We start from the raw sequence: 16,393 nt of genomic DNA, 5'->3' as shown, positions 1-16,393 counted from the left end.
CCGCCCGCTTGGGCGGCGCCGTGAAATACTGTATATTTGACCAGTATAATTGGTGCGGAACCGAACCGCAAGTGACGCTCAGTGGGCGAACGCCACCCCCAGGGCCAATGCCGCCACGACCCCCAGCGCCAGCGACAGCCCGTGCAGGCCGAACAACAGCAGCCAGCGCCACGCGGTGCCCCAGCGCGACTTGCCATAGACCCGTTTCATCGCCCAGGGCAGATACAGCACGAGCCAGCAGAACATCACGAACTTGAGGAAGCTCTCCGGCAGGTAGATGAAGGCTGCCAGCACTGCGAACGCGAACGCATTCGTATGCAGCGCGAACAGCACGTGCTCGCCATAACGCCGGCCCGAACCGAGATACAGCAGCTTCAGGTACAGCGCAAACAGCGGCATCAGGCAAAACATCACATAGGGTGCATAGCGGTAGAAGCCGGTGCGCAGGATTTCGCTCTTCTGCTCGACGCTCATCCGGTCGAAATTGTCGAGCGACTGTCGAAACCCCGGCGCCAGCCGTTCCAGCGGCGCGGGCAAGGTGGTGTGGTGCGGCATGTCGTCCGGCAGTTTCTCGGCACCGCCGATGACGGGGCCATCGCGTTTGCCGGCGTGCTGCTGGCCGACAGCAGGCTTGTCGCCATCGGGCTTACTGTCGAACCGCGCCAGCTCCGCCCCGGAAAGCTTCATCAGCGCAAAAAACAGGATCGACATCGACAGGTACAGCCGCAGCGGCTCGACATAGCGACGCCGCCGCCCGGCCAGGTATTCGGCGGTCAGCGCGCCTGGACGGAACAGCAGCCGCACCAGCGTGCCCCACAGCCGCCCTTCCACCGCCACGTAGTGGCCGATGAACTCGTGGACGAATTCAGCCAGGCTGGGCACGTGCAGCCGGGTCTCCTGGCCACACTCGGGGCAGTAATGGCTGCTGACGGCGGCGCCGCAATTGCGGCAGTTGGCCGGTACCTCGTGGTGGCCGGCTGCTTCGATCGTCGCTGGTTTCAAGCTGGGTCCCGCTGCGAGAGTCAAAACGCCATCGTACGCATTCCATGCAAAAAATGCACCACGACAATGGCGATAAACCAACAGTTCAAGCGCGCGACCAACGCGGACATTCGTCGATATGATGTGATTCAGTTAAGTTTTTTGGGAAGGACCTTATCATGAGCAGCAACGACAGCAACGTCAACGGCGCGCCGAACCAGAAGGACCGCCAGGTCAACACCGACGTCGAAGTGGGCCAGACGGGCGGCAAGCGCCTGCCGCACGAGCGTGACGAATCGACCCAGGGCGTGGAACACCAGCGCCCGCGCACCCGCATCGAGCAGGCCGCGCGCGACATCGACCAGGGCCTGGTCGACACGGACTTGCGCGAAACCCGCGGCATCCAGAAAGCTCCCCCCGGCAATGACGATGCCCAGGCCAAGCCCCTGCCCGAAATCAAGCGCGACTGACAAAGGAGTCCCATGAATCGCATGATCGCTCTGGGCGCCCTGCTCGCCAGCGGCGCCGCACTGGCGCAAGCCCCCCAATACCCGGTCGGCTACGGCCCCAACCCCAAGCTGCCGGAGCCGGAGAAAAACCTGATCCCGACCGTCAACGTGGCACCCGTCGACGTGTGGAAGGGCGACGAAAAACCCGTCGCCCCGGCCGGCTTCACGGTCACGGCTTACGCGCGCAACCTGGACCATCCACGCTGGCTGTACGTGCTGCCCAACGGCGACGTGCTGGTGGCCGAAACCAACGCGCCGCCCAAGCCCGAGGACAGCAAGGGCATCAAGGGCAAGATCATGCAGATGCAGATGAAAAAGGCCGGCGCCGTCACACCCTCCGCCAACCGTATCACGTTGCTGCGCGACGTCGATGCCAATGGCGCCGCGAAGACGCGCACCGTGTTCCTGAAAAACCTGAATTCGCCATTCGGCATGACGCTGGTCGGCAAGGATTTTTATGTCGCCAACTCCGATGCCGTGATGCGCTTCACCTACGAGGAAGGCAAGACGGCCATCACCACTGCCGGCGTCAAGGTGATGAGCCTGCCAGCCGGCCCGCTGAACCACCACTGGACCAAGAACATCATCGCCAGCCCGGATGGCAAGTTCCTGTACATGACCGTGGGCTCGAACAGCAACGTGGCCGAGAACGGTATCGAGAAGGAAGAAGGCCGTGCCGCCATCTGGGAACTGGAGCGCGCCACCGGCAAGTCACGGCTGTTCGCCACGGGCCTGCGCAACCCGAACGGCATGGCGTGGGAACCGAAGACCAAGGCGCTGTGGACGGTTGTCAACGAGCGCGACGAGCTGGGCAACGACCTGGTGCCGGACTACCTGACGTCCGTCAAGGATGGCGGCTTCTACGGCTGGCCGTACAGCTGGTACGGTCCGAACGTGGATGCCCGCGTCAAGGAACCGCGCCCTGACCTGGTCAGCAAAGCCATCGTGCCCGACTACGCGCTGGGCGCCCACACGGCCGCGCTGGGGCTGGCGTTTTACGAGGCCAGCGCTTTCCCGGCCAGCTACCACGGTGGCGCGTTCATCGGCATGCACGGCTCGTGGAACCGCAAGCCGCACAGCGGCTACAAGGTCGTCCATGTGCCGTTCGCGGACGGCAAACCGGCCGGCCCGCCGCAGGATTTCCTGACGGGCTTCCTGGACAAGAACGAAAAGGCCAATGGCCGCCCGGTCGGTGTGGCGGTCGCGAAGGACGGCGCGCTGCTGGTGGCGGACGACGTGGGGAATACGATCTGGCGCGTGGCGCCAACAGCAAAGTAGCACCACGCCGCCGGGGACCTGAACGAACTGGTCGCCAACGAAAACTGGACCGATATCACCGTCGCCGACTTGAACGACCGGGGCCAAACTCTCGCCGAAGTGAATTTCAAGAACGGCGGTTCGGCCTTCGCGCTGCTCTCGCCGGTTCCTGAACCGGCCACCTAGGCAATGCTGCTTGGCGGTTTGGGCTTGCTGCTCGCCCGCCGGTCGCAACGTCGGGCAGGCTGAGCATTTTGCCCAACGGTCGCGCCTGCGGCCGTTTTGCTCTATATTCATTGCTTTTACATTAAGAACGACAGCAATGAACAATCTGGTTCCGGCCGCCACCCTGGTGGCCGCCATATTCCTGGCCGGCTGCTCACGCGAGCAGCCGGCCGAGGCCGCTCCACCCCGGATCACCAAGGCAGCGGCTCCGGAAGCCGTCAGCGCACCGCCAGCATCCACGTCCACGGTCGCCGATACATACGCCGAGCTGATGCGTGCTGTGTTCGGCAGCCACTACCGTCCTGCCAAGGGCAATGCGCTGGCCGACATGGCCGATCCGGACGACCGGCGCAAGCGTCTGCCCATGGTGGTCACCGGCGTCGGCTCGACGCGGCTGCCAACCGGCGAGACGGTGCTCGCCGTGAACGGCGAAATGGCCGACAGCGACGGCGAGCCGCAGTCGGGCCATTCCTCTTCCGGCCTGCTCAGCCTGTACTTGCTGGACAAGCGCGACGGCCAATGGCAGGTGCGCAAACGGCACGAAAGCGTGGCCTCGCTTGGTTCGTTCGGGCAGCTTGGCGAGCTCAAATGGGTCAACCTGACCAAGGACAAGATCGGTCTGGCCGTCCTGCACGGGGGCACCTGGCAAGGCCAGACGATCACCCTGCTGGCGCTGTTCGATCCGTTGGCGGACAAGATCGCCGACCTCGTCGGCGAAAGCATTCCCGTCTATTCGGGCAACGAGGGCGCTTGCGGCCCGTCCACCGACACGTGCTGGGAAGCCGAGGCACAGTGGCACTTCGAGCCGGGCCATGCGGTTTACGACGATCTCGTGCTGACGATCACCGGCTACGAAGCCAACGCCAAGCATCCGGATGCCGAGCCGAAAGAGGACGATGAAGCCGTCGAACGGATACGCAAATCGCTCAACGCCGCTGTGCGCTACGTGTACGACGGCAAGCGCTATCAGGTGCACGAAGGCACGAACACGATTCCGGGCATCTGAGCCACCGGCTGGCGCCCGTCTTCGGCTATAATATTGTCTTTTTTGCACTACAAGACATGAAGCCTGCCCTCGCGTTCCTGCTGGCGGCCGCTACGGCGGTCGCGCTGCCCGGCTGCGCCCGCCATGACAACGGACCGGCCGATGTGCCGGCGATCTCGCCCGCGGCGGCACGCGCGGCGGCGATGGCGGCCAGCAAGGATCCGTACGCGCCGCTGATGGCGGCCAGCAAGGATCCGTACGCGCCGCTGATGGCGGCCGTCTTCGGCGACGACTACCTGCCGGCTCAGGGCCGCGCGGTCGAAGGCATCGGCGCCGACAGTTTTCAGAAGGCGAACGCCACGATCTACCGGGCCGCCACGTCGACGCGCCTGCCCTCCGGCGAGACGGTGCTGGTCGTGACGAGTACCGCGACGGACGAGAACGGCGACGAGAGCCCATCGCTGGCCGATCCGGGCCGGCTCAGCATCTACCTGCTGCGCCAGCAGGACGGCCGTTGGCACGTCACGCGCCGCCATGACGAAGTGGCTCAGCTGGGGCGCATGGGCGAAGCGGGCGGGCTGCGCTGGGTCATGCTGTCCCGTAACAAGCCGGGGCTGGCCGTCGAGCACCACTGGATCGGCCAGGGCTACGTGGCGACGCGGCTGTCGCTGTTCGACCCTTCCCGGGAAAAGATCACCGACCTGACCGGCGAGGGCATCCTGATCGCCTCCGACAGCTCCGGCGCCTGCCCGGAAGCGACGCACTGCTGGTCCGGCACGGCCATGTGGCGCTTCGAGCCCGCCGCGGGCGCCTACGACGAACTGGTGCTGACGATCAAGGGGGAACAGGACGACGTGCCGGACGACGCCCCGGCCGGTACCGCCGCCGCCGGCACCCGCTCGCTCGCCGGCAGCGCACGTTATGTATTCGAGCGCGGCAGCTACCGGCTGCGCGACGGCGCCAACACGCTGCCGGTGATTTGATGCGCACGAAAACCGCCCTGTTGCTGGCGGCACTGCTGTGCTCCGCCTGTTCCCGCCAGGCGCCGGAACGCCCGCTGTCCCCGGCCGCCAGCGCGCCGGCGGCGCCGGCACCGGTACCGCAACCGCAACCGGCCAAGGTGCAGGACCGCTACGCCCCGCTGATGCAGGCAGTCTACGGCGCGCGCTACCGCGTCGCGACGGGCGACGCGCTGGCACCGATGCCCGACCCCGACAACCCGCGCGAGCAGTGGCGCATGGTGCTGGAAGGCATCAGCTCGACGGTCCTGCCGACGGGCGAGACGGTGCTGGCGGTGTCCGGCGACAGCGCAAACGACGATGGCACAGCGAGCGCCGACCAGGCCAGCCCCGGCTTCCTGAGCCTCTACCTGCTGCGCCAGCAGGACGGCCAATGGCGCGTGCTGCGACAGCACGAGAACGTGGCGCGGCTGGGCTCGCACGGCCGCATCGGCAAGACCAGCTGGGTCGCGCTGGGGCAGGACAGGGTGGGACTGGCGGTCGAGGACACGGTGGCCAACCGCGGCGAGACGACCGTCCACCTGGCGCTGTTCGACCCGCTGGCGGACCAGGTGACGGACCTGACGGGCAATGGCATCCTGATCCGCTCCGACAACGACGACGATTGCGACGAGTCGCGCGAACGCTGCTGGCACAACGCGGCGCAGTGGCACCTGGCGCCGTCCGATGCGCCCTATTACGACCTGGTGCTGGAGATCGACAGCAAGGTGGTGTCGCAAAAGAATGGGCACCGCGAAGAGCGCGGTGAGCGCGGCACGGCACGCTACGTGTTCGCGGACGGCCAGTACCGGCCGCGCGAAGGCAGCAATACGGTGGGCGTGCCGTAAGAAGGCAAACGCGGCGGCGCTCAGCGAACGCTGCCGAAAACGCATACAATCGCTGCTCCCGGGAGCCCGCGTTCGCGCCGGGTCCCTTCAGCCTCAACCGCCAAAAGAGAGATTTCAGCATGCGCATCCTGCATACGATGCTGCGGGTCGGCGACCTGCAGCGCTCCATCGACTTCTACACCAAAGTGCTCGGCATGAAGCTGCTGCGCACCAGCGACAATCCGGAATACAAGTACACGCTGGCCTTCGTCGGCTACGGCAACAATCCGGACCATGCGGAGCTGGAACTGACCTATAACTACGGCGTGGACAGCTACGAGCTGGGCACCGCCTACGGCCATATCGCCATCTCGACGGAAAACATCGTGGAAGCCTGCAACGCCGCACGCGCCAACGGCGGCAACGTCACGCGCGAGCCGGGCCCCGTCAAGGGCGGCACGACGGTGATCGCGTTCATCACGGACCCGGACGGCTACAAGGTGGAATTGATCGAGCGCTCGTTTACGGGCGCTGGTGGTGGGCTCGACAGCTGAAACACCGGTGACAGGCACCTATCTGCGGGTCGAAGACCCGCAGATAGGTGCCTGTCACCAAGGGTTTACTTAATTCGTCAGCAGCGCATTGATCGGCCGCAGGTCCTCTTCCTTCAGCGATCCGGCCGCCGCCTTCAGGCGCAGGCCGTTCATGATCGTGTCGTAGCGGGCCTTGGACAGGTCGCGCTGGGTCGAATACAGCTGGCGCTGGGCGTTCAACACGTCGATATTGATGCGCACGCCGACCTGGTAACCCAGCTTGTTCGATTCCAGCGCCGACTTGCTCGACACCTCGGCCGCTTCCAGCGCGCGCACCTGCGCCAGGCCGCTGTTCACACCCAGGTAGGCCTGGCGCGCGTTCTGCGCGGCGCTGCGCTTCGTCGCTTCCAGGTCGTTGCGCGCCTTTTCCTCCAGCGCGATCGTCTCGCGCACCTTGCTCGTCACCTGGAAACCGCTGAAGATCGGCACGGTCCACTGCACGCCGATGGCGTTGTTCTTCGTGACGCCGTAGGCCGTCTGGCTCTGGCGCGTGGACGAGGCCACCAGGTCCACGGTCGGCATGTGGCCGGCGCGGGTGCGCTCGATCTCGCGCTTGGCGATCTCCACCGCCAGTTGCTGCACCGTGACGCCATAGTTCTGCTGCTCCGCCGACGAAATCCACGGCTCGATGGTGGCCGGCTGCGGTGGCGCGATCGTCACACCCGTGCGCAGCGTGGCAAGCGAGGCCGGCGCCGTGCCGATGATCTGTTGCAGCGCCGTGCGGCGCACTTCCAGGTCGTTGATCGCGGCGAACTCCTGGGCGACGACGAGGTCATACGCGGCCTGCGCCTCGTGCGTGTCCGTGATGGTCTGCGTGCCGACCTCGAAATTGCGCTTGGCCGATGCCAGCTGCTCCGTCGTCGCGGACTTCTGCGCCTGGATCGAGGCCAGGTTGTCCTGCGCCGTCAGCACGTCGAAATAAGCCTGCGCCACGCGCACGATCAGGTCCTGCTGGGCCTGGGCGAACTGCGCCTCGGCCTGGGCCTGGGCCAGCTTGCTCTGCTGGTACTGCTGCCAGTTGGCCCAGCGGAACAGCGGCTGCGTCAACTGCAGCTGGTAGGTATTCTGGCTGTTGTCGGCATTACGGCTGCCGACAACGCTCGGCACGCCGTTGACGATCGTCGTCGCGCCTTCGTTCACGGGCGAAAACTCGCCGTTGTTCTTGACGTGGCTGCCGCTCAGGCCGACCTGCGGCAGCAGCAACGAGCGCCCCTGGGTGACCCGCTCCTGGCCCGCCGTCAGCGAATTGCGGGCGCTCGCATAGGTGGCGTCGTTCGCAAGTGCCTGCTGGTAGACTTGGATAAGATCGGCCGCCTGTGCCGCCTTTGCGTTGAGCATGAAGGCGCTGGCGATCAGCACGGCGATAAGGGGTCTCTGCATTGCATTCTCCGTTGGAGTCGTCAAAAGTTCTGGATAGTCTGGTTTTTTTTACTGGCTACGGTTCCTGCGACCGGGCGCGCCAGCGCCCGGCATGCACTTTCTGCTTAATACTTGGGCAGGGTGGGATCGACCTGCAGCGCCCAGGCATGGATGCCGCCGGTCAGGTTGCTGACCTTGCCGAACCCATGTCGCTCCAGGAATGCCGCCACCTGCAGGCTGCGCGCGCCGTGGTGGCAGATGCAGACGATCTCCGCATCCTCGTCCAGGTCGTCGATACGGCCCGGGATGGTCTGCATCGGCATCAGGTTGGCGCCTTCGATATGGCAGGTCTCGTATTCCCACGGTTCGCGCACGTCCAGCAGGAACGGGCGCGGACGGTCCTGGTCGGCCAGCCATGCAGCCAGGTCGGGAGCGGTCAGGTGCTGCATAGCGGTTCTCCCGAATGCGTCAGAAAGTGAAATGCGACGGCGTGACGGCGGCGGCCAGCGGCTTGACGTCCGTCTCGAACAGCTTTTTGGTGTCGTAGCCGTTATCGCCCGTGCGCGTGATCAGGTGCGCCGACATGACCGGCGATTCGCCGATGATGGCCAGGACACGCCCGCCCACCTTCACCTGCTGCAGCACGGCTTCCGGCAGCACCGGCAGCGCGCCGGTGAAGACGATCACGTCGAACGGCGCGCCGTTGGTCCAGCCCTGGGCGCCGTTGCCCAGTTCCACGGTTACATTGGACACGCCATTGGCGGCCAGGTTCTTTTCCGCCTGGGCCTTCAGCGCCGGGTCGATCTCGATGGCGGTCACGTGGCGGGCACGGTGCGCCAGCAGCGCGGCCACGTAGCCGGTACCGGCGCCGACCAGCAGCACGTTTTCGTGTTTCTTGACCGCCGCGTCCTGCACAATGCGCGCTTCCAGCTTCGGCGTCAGCATCGCGGCGCCACCGGCCAGCGGGATCTCGGTGTCGACGAAAGCCAGGTTCTTATAGGCTTCCGGTACAAAGTTTTCGCGCTTAACGACCATCAACAGATCGAGAACGTCGGTGTCCAGCACGTCCCACGGACGGATCTGCTGTTCGATCATATTGAAACGGGCTTGTTCGATATTCATCTTGGTTGACTCGGTGAAGGAATAAGAATCCGTCATTTTATCGTTGAACTGGTCAGGACGGCATATTAACGACAACGGCGACGGAACGCGGGAAATTGCGACAGCCTGCGCTTTATCGGGGCTGAACGTGCAAAAAATGCTACCGATCAATCGGTCACGGCGGCCGCCGGAGCACGGATGCCGCGCTCGACCAGCCCCAGGAACGCGGCCATGAACGCTTCGGGATCGATGCTGCCGGTGTCGCAAGGGAAAAAGCTGTGCGACCACAGCATCAGCATCAGCACGGGCGCGGTCAGTACGCGCGTCATCACGTCCGCATCCACGGGCGCGAACTCGCCATTGTCGACGCCACGCCGCACGATGGAGGCGATCAGGCCATTACCCCGTTCGATGACTTCGTCGTTGTAAAACGCGGCGATTTCCGGAAAATTGCCCGCTTCCGCCATGATCAGCTTGGCCAGGCCGGAAGCACGGGTGGAGCCGACCTCGCACCACCACTTGTTCAGCATCGCGCGCAACAGTTCGTTGCAACTGGCCCCGGCAGCGGCCGCGACATCGCTTTCGGCCTTGCCAATGACCTCGACGATGTTCTCGCGCACGACGGCCTTGAACAGCTCTTCCTTGTTTTCGAAATAGAGATACAGCGTGCCTTTCGACACGCCGGCGCGCCGCGCCACGTCTTCCAGGCGGGTGGCGGCATAGCCACGGTCGACGAACAGGTCCAGCGCGGCGGCCAGCAGTTCCTGCGGCCGGGCGTCCTTGCGACGCTCCCAGCGCGGCTTGGTGTCGGATTGCATAAAATAAAGGTGCCAGGAGGGCAGTAACTTACCAGTTGGTCAGTTAATAATAGACGCGCCCTCCCGCCATCGTCAAGGCCGTGCCCCCTCCCGTCACCCCGCCAGTACCGCGAGGCGCGGATCGACCTTGCCCGGTTTGATCTCGAGGATCTCGGCCTTGACGATGTTTTCGATCACGAAAGGGTCCGTGTCGATACGCTGCTGCAGCGCTGCCCTGCTGCTCTCGAGGGCGATCAGCGCGCCGCCCTGGGCCTGCTCGATGCTGCCGACCAGCAGGAAGACGCCGTCGTCAATGCCCTTCCTGATCCAAGCGTTGTGACCCGGCATGAAGTCCGCGGCTTTGCTTCGATGATCGGAAAACTTCAACAAAACGATGAACATGGTCCCTCCTGTGTTAATTGACGTCCACCATTCTAGGACGAAGGTTATCAATTTTTCAACTAATTGATACCGAGGTCGCGCGCTATGTGAAACGGGCGCTACTGTCTGCGCGGCCATTGGGGCAAAATCGATGTATCGGAACTCCGGGAGACCAGTGTGCCGCACAATAATCCGCTGCCGCGCCTGAAACGCATCCGCCGCATCGCCACCGCCCTGCTGGCCGCGATGGCCGTCACCTTCGTTGCCGCCCGCCTGCTGCAGGGAGATTATCCGTGGCTCGGCTTTGTGGCCGCGTTTGCCGAGGCCGCCATGGTCGGCGGCCTGGCCGACTGGTTCGCCGTGACGGCGCTGTTCCGGCATCCGCTGGGCCTGCCGATCCCCCATACGGCCATCATCCCGCGCAACAAGGACCGCATCGGCGTCAATATCGCCGAATTTCTAGAACACAATTTCATTACGCACGAGGTGCTGCAGGAAGAGCTGCGCGAGGTCGACTTCGCCGGCGTCAGCGCGCGCTGGCTGGCCGACGATGCGAACAGCCGCGCCGTGGCGGAGCGGCTGGTGGGCACGATCCCCGCGGTCGTCAACATGATCGACGACCGCGACGCCGCCGAATTCTTTCGCGGCGCCCTGGGCTCCAGCCTGAAGGACGTGCGCCTGGCCCCGATCCTGGGCCAGGTGCTGACGGTGCTGGTGGCGGGCCGCCAGCACGTGCGCCTGCTGCAGCGGGTGCTGGGGCTGGTGGCGCACGCGCTGGAGGACAACCGCGGCTACATCCGCCAGAAGGTGCATGACCACAGCCCCAGCTGGATGCCGCGCATGGTCGACGAAAAATTCTTCGAGCGCCTGATGAACGGCATCCAGAGCATCCTGGACGACATGGCGGACGAACACGGCGAATGGCGCGCCCGCTTCCACACCGCCATCGAGGAACTGATCGACGACCTGCAGCATTCACCGGAGTACGAGGAAAAGCTGCGCGCGCTGCTGGCCAACGGCCTGCACCATCCGCTGTTCCGCGAGTACGTGGGCAGCGTCTGGGCCGACATCCGGGCGCGCCTGCAGACGGCCGGCACGTCACCGGACTCGCGCCTGCTGGCGCGCGCCCAGGACGCGCTGCAGGTGTTCGCCGCGGCGCTGCAGGAGAATCCCGCGATCCGCACCAAGCTCAACGACTGGCTGCGCGGCTTCGCCATCGAGGCGATCGTCGAGCGGCGCAGCCTGATCGTGGCCGTGGTCCGGCGCGTCATCGACAAATGGGATGCCGAGACGGTCTCGCAGAAGCTGGAGCAGCAGGTCGGCAGCGACCTGCAGTTCATCCGCATCAACGGCACGCTGGTCGGGGGTGTGGTCGGGCTGTTGCTGTATTGCCTGTCGCTGGGGCTGGGCCGGCCGCATTGAGGTCCGCTCGCGGTAGAATGACGGCCTCTCCCGAGTACCTGAGCCATGAATTGCCGCGACCACTGCGGTGCCTGTTGCACCGCCCCTTCGATCACCAGCCCGATTCCCGGCATGCCCAACGGCAAGCCGGCCGGCGTGCGCTGCATCCAGCTGGACGACGCCAACCGCTGCCGCATCTTCGGGCAGCCTGAGCGGCCGGCGTTCTGCGGCGGGCTGCAACCGTCTGAAGAGATGTGCGGGGACAGCCGCGCGCATGCGATGCGGTGGCTGGGGGAGCTGGAGAGGATGACGGCGCCGCAAGAGCGACGCTGACGGGCTTACCCCGCCGCGACCCACGCCATCTTCTGCACCGAAATCGCCGGATGGCTCGCCAATGGCTCCCATTCCGGCAGAAATGCAAAACCCTGGCGCAGGTACAGATTGGCGGCGGCGACATTCTCCGGCGCCACGTCCAGCACGATGCGACGATGCCCCTTGGCCTGCGCCCGCGCCTTGACCGCTTCGATCAGGCGCGCGGCAAGACCCGTGCCGCGATAGTGCGGCCGTACCCACATGGCGATCAGGTTGTATTCCTCCTGCGCGCTGACGACGCCCGCAGCGATGCCGACCGGCTGCTCGCCATCGAACGCCAGCACGTACTCGGCCCGGTCGGTGCCGGCGGCGCGCGCCTGCCATTGTTCGTCCGTATAGGCCGCGGCGGCGGCGTACGTGACGCCAAAGGCGGTCGGGGCGTCGAGCAACGCGGTCAGGCGGATGGCTTTCAGGGCGCGCCAGTCGGCGGCGGTGGTGGGGCGGATCGTCATTGCGGCAGTCAGCGGGTCAAAACACCATCCTCGCATTGACCCATGACATTGGCAATCCCGCGTTATCATCAGCCCATCACACGATATGGAGGCGAGCGATGCGGCAGCACTGGTTGGCAGTACCCCTGCTCCTTGGCGCAACCGGGGCAATGGCGGACGACGCGGCGGACGCCATCGCCTACCAAAAATCGCGCGCCGCCGTGGCGGACCTGACGCGCATCGTCGCGCCTGCTGGCATCCAGGCATCGTACAAGACCGTCATCGGCGGCATCGACCAGTGGCTGTACGTGCGCGGCCAGGACAAGGCCAATCCGATCATCCTGTTCGTCCACGGCGGCCCGGCCTCCCCCGTGATCCCGACAGCGTGGCAGTTCCAGCGCCCGCTCGAGGAATACTTCACGGTGGTGAACTGGGACCAGCGCGGCGCGGGCCTGACCTATCGCGACACCCCGCCGGACCGGGTGGCCGGCACCTTGACGGTGGCGCGCTACGTCGACGACACCATCGAGGTGGCCGAGCACCTGCGCAAGAAGTACGGCAAGGCCAAGGTGATCCTGATGGCGCACAGCTGGGGTACCGTGCCGGCCATGGGCGCGGCATTGAAACGGCCCGACCTGTTTTACGGGTACGTGGGCCTGGGCCAGGTGATCAGCACCCGCGAGAACGAGCGCATCAGCTTCGACTACGCGCTGGCGCAGGCGCAAAAGCTGGGCAACCAGGAGGCGCTGACAGAGCTGCGGTCGATCGCACCTTACCCAGGCGATGCGCCGATCACGCGCGAGCGCATCATCGTGGCGCGCAAATGGCCGCAGCATTATGGCGGGCTGTCGGCGTATCGCAGCGAATCGACCTACTTCTTCGGTGGTCCGCGCCTGTCGCCCGATTACCGTCCCGAGGACGTGGCGACGATCGACCAGGGCAACCTGTTCACGCTGGACCGGCTGCTGCCGGAATTCGTCACGGTCGATTACAGCCGCGTCGCCACGTTCCCGATCCCGGTCGTCATGTTCCTGGGCCGGCACGATTACACGACGCCCACCGCGCCCACCGAAGCGTGGCTGCGCCAGGTCAAGGCGCCATACAAGCAGGCCGTGTGGTTCGAGCACTCGGCCCACATGATCCCGTGGGAGGAGCCGGGCAAGACGCTGGTCAGCCTGCTGCGCTACGTGCGCCCGCTGGCCGACGGCAAGCTGCCCGAGTAATGCGATGGTCTTAACAGAACATTAAGTCCGGGCTGCTTTAATCGCGCGGCCACCGTTGCCCGGCTGCCGGGCAGCGGAGTTGTTGTTAATCCTTTATCATCACGGGCGGCCGCGGGAACGGCCGAGCTGGCCGGGCGCTCGTTGCGCTCGTGGTAAGCTTCGGGCCCGCTTCGTGTCCGCTTTGTGTCCCGTCTTTCCATCCACCTCACACCGACCAACAATGGATATCGTTCTCGCTATGAAGGCCCTGATCATGGGTCTTGTCGAAGGTTTCACGGAGTTTCTGCCCATCTCGTCTACCGGCCACCTGATCCTGGCCGGCAGCCTGCTGGAGTTCACCGGCGAGAAAGTCAAGGTTTTCGAAATCGCGATCCAGGCCGGCGCCATGCTGGCCGTGATCTGGGAGTACCGCGCGCGCATCGCCGCCGTGCTGGGGGGCCTGTCGCACGATCCCAAGGCGCGCCGCTTTGCCCTCAACGTGGTGATCGGCTTCCTGCCGGCCGCGCTGTTGGGCCTGCTGTTCAACAAGGCGATCACCGAGCTGCTGTTCAAGCCCGTGCCGGTCGCGACCGCGTTCATCGTCGGCGGCCTGGTGATCCTGTGGGTCGAGAGCCGGGCCAGGAACAATCCTGTCTCCGTGCGCATCCACGCCGTCGACGACATGACCTTGCTGGACGCATTGAAGGTCGGCTGCGCCCAGGCGTTCGCGCTGATCCCCGGCACCAGCCGCTCGGGCGCGACGATCATCGGCGGCATGATGCTGGGCCTGTCGCGCAAGGCGGCCACCGAGTTTTCCTTCTTCCTGGCCATTCCAACGCTGCTGGGCGCCACCTTCTACTCGCTCTATAAACAGCGCGAGCTGCTGTCGGCGGCGGATTTGCCGATGTTCGGCGTCGGTACCCTCTCCGCTTTCGTGTCGGCGTTCCTGTGCGTGCGCTGGCTGTTGCGCTATATCAGTTCGCATGACTTCACGATCTTTGCGTGGTACCGTATCGTGTTTGGCATCGTCGTCATCGCCACCGCCCATTTCGGCCTCGTGAATTGGGCCGAGTAGGGTTCACCTGGGAAGTGTTGTAAGTATTGTATGGATCAACTGGATATCAGTCAGCGCGCACTGCATGTGCTGGAAACGGTTTTCGGCTACCCGGCGTTCCGCGGGCACCAGGCCGAAATCGTCGAACATGTCGCCAACGGGGGCGACGCGCTGGTGCTGATGCCGACCGGTGGCGGCAAGTCGCTGTGCTACCAGATCCCGGCGCTGCTGCGCGATGGCGTCGGCGTCGTCGTCTCGCCGCTGATCGCGCTGATGCAGGACCAGGTGGACGCGCTCGAGGAAGTGGGCGTGCGCGCCGCCTTCCTGAATTCCACGCAGACGTGGGAAGAAGCCTCGCGCATCGAGCGCATGGTGCGCACCGGCCAGCTGGACCTGCTGTACGTGGCACCGGAACGCCTGATGACGCAGCGCTGCTTCGACCTGCTGCAGGATTCGAAGATCGCGCTGTTCGCCATCGACGAGGCGCACTGCGTCTCGCAGTGGGGTCACGACTTCCGCCCGGAATACATCAAGCTCTCGGTGCTGCACGAGCAGTTCCCGAACGTGCCGCGCATCGCGCTGACGGCCACCGCCGACCCGCAGACGCGCGCCGAGATCGCCCACCGCCTCGACCTGACGGATGCGGCGCAATTCGTCTCGTCGTTCGACCGTCCGAACATCCGCTACCAGATCGTCGAGAAGACCACTGGCCGCAAGCAGCTGCTGGACTTCATCACGACCGAGCACCCGAGCGACGCCGGCATCGTCTACTGCCTGTCGCGCAAGAAGGTCGAGGAGACGGCGGAATTCCTGAACGAGAACGGCATCCGCGCCCTGCCCTACCACGCCGGCATGGAGCACGCGAAGCGCGCGGCCAACCAGGCCCGCTTCCTGCGCGAGGAAAACCTGGTGATGGTGGCGACGATCGCCTTCGGCATGGGCATCGACAAGCCGGATGTGCGCTTCGTCGCCCACCTCGACCTGCCGAAGAGCATCGAGGGCTATTACCAGGAGACGGGCCGCGCGGGCCGTGACGGCCTGCCCGCCAGCGCCTGGATGGCGTACGGCCTGCAGGACGTGGTGCTGCAGCGCCGGATGATCGACGAATCCGAGGCGGACGAGAACTTCAAGCGCGTGCTGGGCATGAAGCTCGATGCCATGCTGGGCCTGTGCGAGACGCTGTCGTGCCGGCGTGTGCGCCTGCTCGATTATTTCGGCGAAGCGTCCGGCCCGTGCGGCAACTGCGACACCTGCCTGCTGCCGCCGGTGTCGTTCGACGGCACGGTGCCGGTGCAGAAGCTGCTGTCGGCCATCTACCGTGTCGACCAGCGCTTTGCCGCCACCCACGTGATCGAAGTGCTGCGCGGCGTCGAGACGGAGCGCATCAAGACGTGGCACCACGACGCCCTCTCCGTGTTCGGCATCGGTGCCGACCGCAGCGAGCAGGAATGGCGCGCCATCCTGCGCCAGGTGATCGCGCTGGGCCTCGTCACCGTCGACCACGATCAATACAGCTCGCTGAAGCTGACGGATGCGGCGCGCCCTGTGCTGAAGGGCGGCCAGAAGGTGCAGTTGCGCCAGTACCAGAAGCCGGCCAAGCCGAAGCGCACTTCCGCGCCGAAGGGCTATGCCGAGACGTTCCTGGAACCGGCAGAGCAGGCCATCTTCGACCGCCTGCGCTCGTGGCGCATGGGCATGGCGCGCGAACACAACGTCGCCGCGTTCGTCATTTTCGCGGACGCCACCTTGCGCGAGATCGCCAAGGTCAAGCCCACCACGTTGGGCGAGCTGCGCGGCGTTTCCGGCGTGGGCGAGAAGAAGCTCGCCTCCTACGGCGGCGATATCGTCGGGATCATTTCCGAGATGGTGTAAGAAGAAAACCGGTGACAGTCACCGGTTTTTTTATTCGTAATCAGGAGG

18 protein-coding genes are annotated in these 16,393 nt (G+C 65.3%); 11 read left to right on the top strand and 7 right to left on the bottom strand.

Annotation, left to right across the window (positions count from 1 at the left end; translation table 11 throughout):
- Positions 1–78 precede the first annotated feature (78 nt).
- Positions 79–1,002 carry a DUF3667 domain-containing protein gene (locus E7V67_001160; GenBank protein ID WUR13740.1) on the bottom strand — a complete coding sequence of 308 codons (924 nt, stop codon included), beginning with the start codon at positions 1,000–1,002 and terminating at the stop codon, positions 79–81.
- Positions 1,003–1,160: 158 nt separating this feature from the next.
- Between E7V67_001160 and E7V67_001155 the strand changes: the two genes are divergently transcribed.
- From E7V67_001155 to gloA, 6 genes are all read left to right on the top strand, one after another.
- The gene (locus E7V67_001155; protein ID WUR13739.1) at positions 1,161–1,451 is read left to right on the top strand and encodes a hypothetical protein; all 291 of its coding nucleotides are present in this window, start codon (positions 1,161–1,163) and stop codon (positions 1,449–1,451) included.
- 21 nt (positions 1,452–1,472) lie between these two features.
- Complete coding sequence (locus E7V67_001150; protein ID WUR16206.1) at positions 1,473–2,768, top strand: sorbosone dehydrogenase family protein; 1,296 nt, start codon at positions 1,473–1,475, stop codon at positions 2,766–2,768.
- Positions 2,769–3,069: 301 nt separating this feature from the next.
- Positions 3,070–3,978 (top strand): hypothetical protein, encoded by a 909-nt coding sequence (locus E7V67_001145; protein WUR13738.1) that lies wholly within the window; start codon positions 3,070–3,072, stop codon positions 3,976–3,978.
- Between the two features lie 56 nt (positions 3,979–4,034).
- Positions 4,035–4,940 (top strand): hypothetical protein, encoded by a 906-nt coding sequence (locus E7V67_001140; protein WUR13737.1) that lies wholly within the window; start codon positions 4,035–4,037, stop codon positions 4,938–4,940.
- Positions 4,940–5,803 (top strand): hypothetical protein, encoded by an 864-nt coding sequence (locus tag E7V67_001135; GenBank protein ID WUR13736.1) that lies wholly within the window; start codon positions 4,940–4,942, stop codon positions 5,801–5,803. The genes E7V67_001140 and E7V67_001135 overlap by 1 nt, the downstream gene beginning before the upstream one ends.
- A gap of 119 nt (positions 5,804–5,922) precedes the next feature.
- Positions 5,923–6,336: a lactoylglutathione lyase gene (gene gloA / locus E7V67_001130; protein ID WUR13735.1), complete on the top strand. Its 414-nt coding sequence runs from the start codon at positions 5,923–5,925 to the stop codon at positions 6,334–6,336.
- A gap of 69 nt (positions 6,337–6,405) precedes the next feature.
- Here the strand turns inward: gloA and E7V67_001125 are convergent, their stop codons facing one another.
- The 5 genes from E7V67_001125 to E7V67_001105 form a co-directional block, all read right to left on the bottom strand.
- On the bottom strand, positions 6,406–7,755 hold the full coding sequence (locus E7V67_001125; GenBank protein ID WUR13734.1) for a TolC family outer membrane protein: 1,350 nt from the start codon (positions 7,753–7,755) through the stop codon (positions 6,406–6,408).
- Between the two features lie 104 nt (positions 7,756–7,859).
- Positions 7,860–8,183, bottom strand: a complete 324-nt coding sequence (locus E7V67_001120; GenBank protein ID WUR13733.1) for a rhodanese-like domain-containing protein — start codon at positions 8,181–8,183, stop codon at positions 7,860–7,862.
- 19 nt (positions 8,184–8,202) lie between these two features.
- Positions 8,203–8,856: a protein-L-isoaspartate O-methyltransferase gene (locus tag E7V67_001115; GenBank protein WUR13732.1), complete on the bottom strand. Its 654-nt coding sequence runs from the start codon at positions 8,854–8,856 to the stop codon at positions 8,203–8,205.
- Positions 8,857–9,002: 146 nt separating this feature from the next.
- Complete coding sequence (locus E7V67_001110; protein WUR13731.1) at positions 9,003–9,653, bottom strand: TetR/AcrR family transcriptional regulator; 651 nt, start codon at positions 9,651–9,653, stop codon at positions 9,003–9,005.
- Positions 9,654–9,746: 93 nt separating this feature from the next.
- Entirely contained in the window at positions 9,747–10,034 is a 288-nt protein-coding gene (locus E7V67_001105) for a hypothetical protein (protein ID WUR13730.1), read from the bottom strand.
- 156 nt (positions 10,035–10,190) lie between these two features.
- Here E7V67_001105 and E7V67_001100 point away from each other — a divergent pair, with 156 nt between their 5' ends.
- Both E7V67_001100 and E7V67_001095 read left to right on the top strand, forming a co-directional pair.
- Positions 10,191–11,435, top strand: coding sequence for a DUF445 domain-containing protein (locus E7V67_001100; GenBank protein ID WUR13729.1), 1,245 nt, complete (start codon positions 10,191–10,193; stop codon positions 11,433–11,435).
- 45 nt (positions 11,436–11,480) lie between these two features.
- Complete coding sequence (locus E7V67_001095; GenBank protein WUR13728.1) at positions 11,481–11,747, top strand: YkgJ family cysteine cluster protein; 267 nt, start codon at positions 11,481–11,483, stop codon at positions 11,745–11,747.
- A gap of 5 nt (positions 11,748–11,752) precedes the next feature.
- Here the strand turns inward: E7V67_001095 and E7V67_001090 are convergent, their stop codons facing one another.
- The gene (locus E7V67_001090; GenBank protein WUR13727.1) at positions 11,753–12,238 is read right to left on the bottom strand and encodes a GNAT family N-acetyltransferase; all 486 of its coding nucleotides are present in this window, start codon (positions 12,236–12,238) and stop codon (positions 11,753–11,755) included.
- Between the two features lie 113 nt (positions 12,239–12,351).
- Between E7V67_001090 and E7V67_001085 the strand changes: the two genes are divergently transcribed.
- The 3 genes from E7V67_001085 (at position 12,352) to recQ (ending at position 16,345) form a co-directional block, all read left to right on the top strand.
- Positions 12,352–13,440, top strand: a complete 1,089-nt coding sequence (locus E7V67_001085) for an alpha/beta hydrolase (GenBank protein ID WUR13726.1) — start codon at positions 12,352–12,354, stop codon at positions 13,438–13,440.
- 220 nt (positions 13,441–13,660) lie between these two features.
- Positions 13,661–14,494 (top strand): undecaprenyl-diphosphate phosphatase, encoded by an 834-nt coding sequence (locus E7V67_001080; GenBank protein ID WUR13725.1) that lies wholly within the window; start codon positions 13,661–13,663, stop codon positions 14,492–14,494.
- 30 nt (positions 14,495–14,524) lie between these two features.
- Positions 14,525–16,345 carry a DNA helicase RecQ gene (gene recQ / locus E7V67_001075; GenBank protein ID WUR13724.1) on the top strand — a complete coding sequence of 607 codons (1,821 nt, stop codon included), beginning with the start codon at positions 14,525–14,527 and terminating at the stop codon, positions 16,343–16,345.
- Positions 16,346–16,393: the final 48 nt, after the last annotated feature.

Origin of the sequence: [Empedobacter] haloabium (assembly GCA_008011715.2) — a bacterium.
GTDB classification, from domain to species: Bacteria; Pseudomonadota; Gammaproteobacteria; order Burkholderiales; family Burkholderiaceae_D; genus Rugamonas; species Rugamonas haloabia.
Note: the sequence above shows the minus strand (reverse complement) of the source record. Positions and strands in the feature narration are given on the sequence as shown.

Coding starts and splice junctions, on each gene's coding strand:
- E7V67_001155 (WUR13739.1), top strand. CDS start 1,161: ATGAGCAGCAACGACAGCAACGTCAACGGCGCGCCGAACCAGAAGGAC.
- E7V67_001150 (WUR16206.1), top strand. CDS start 1,473: ATGATCGCTCTGGGCGCCCTGCTCGCCAGCGGCGCCGCACTGGCGCAA.
- E7V67_001145 (WUR13738.1), top strand. CDS start 3,070: ATGAACAATCTGGTTCCGGCCGCCACCCTGGTGGCCGCCATATTCCTG.
- E7V67_001140 (WUR13737.1), top strand. CDS start 4,035: ATGAAGCCTGCCCTCGCGTTCCTGCTGGCGGCCGCTACGGCGGTCGCG.
- E7V67_001135 (WUR13736.1), top strand. CDS start 4,940: ATGCGCACGAAAACCGCCCTGTTGCTGGCGGCACTGCTGTGCTCCGCC.
- gloA (WUR13735.1), top strand. CDS start 5,923: ATGCGCATCCTGCATACGATGCTGCGGGTCGGCGACCTGCAGCGCTCC.
- E7V67_001125 (WUR13734.1), bottom strand. CDS start 7,755: ATGCAGAGACCCCTTATCGCCGTGCTGATCGCCAGCGCCTTCATGCTC.
- E7V67_001120 (WUR13733.1), bottom strand. CDS start 8,183: ATGCAGCACCTGACCGCTCCCGACCTGGCTGCATGGCTGGCCGACCAG.
- E7V67_001115 (WUR13732.1), bottom strand. CDS start 8,856: ATGAATATCGAACAAGCCCGTTTCAATATGATCGAACAGCAGATCCGT.
- E7V67_001110 (WUR13731.1), bottom strand. CDS start 9,653: ATGCAATCCGACACCAAGCCGCGCTGGGAGCGTCGCAAGGACGCCCGG.
- E7V67_001105 (WUR13730.1), bottom strand. CDS start 10,034: ATGTTCATCGTTTTGTTGAAGTTTTCCGATCATCGAAGCAAAGCCGCG.
- E7V67_001095 (WUR13728.1), top strand. CDS start 11,481: ATGAATTGCCGCGACCACTGCGGTGCCTGTTGCACCGCCCCTTCGATC.
- E7V67_001090 (WUR13727.1), bottom strand. CDS start 12,238: ATGACGATCCGCCCCACCACCGCCGCCGACTGGCGCGCCCTGAAAGCC.
- E7V67_001080 (WUR13725.1), top strand. CDS start 13,661: ATGGATATCGTTCTCGCTATGAAGGCCCTGATCATGGGTCTTGTCGAA.
- recQ (WUR13724.1), top strand. CDS start 14,525: ATGGATCAACTGGATATCAGTCAGCGCGCACTGCATGTGCTGGAAACG.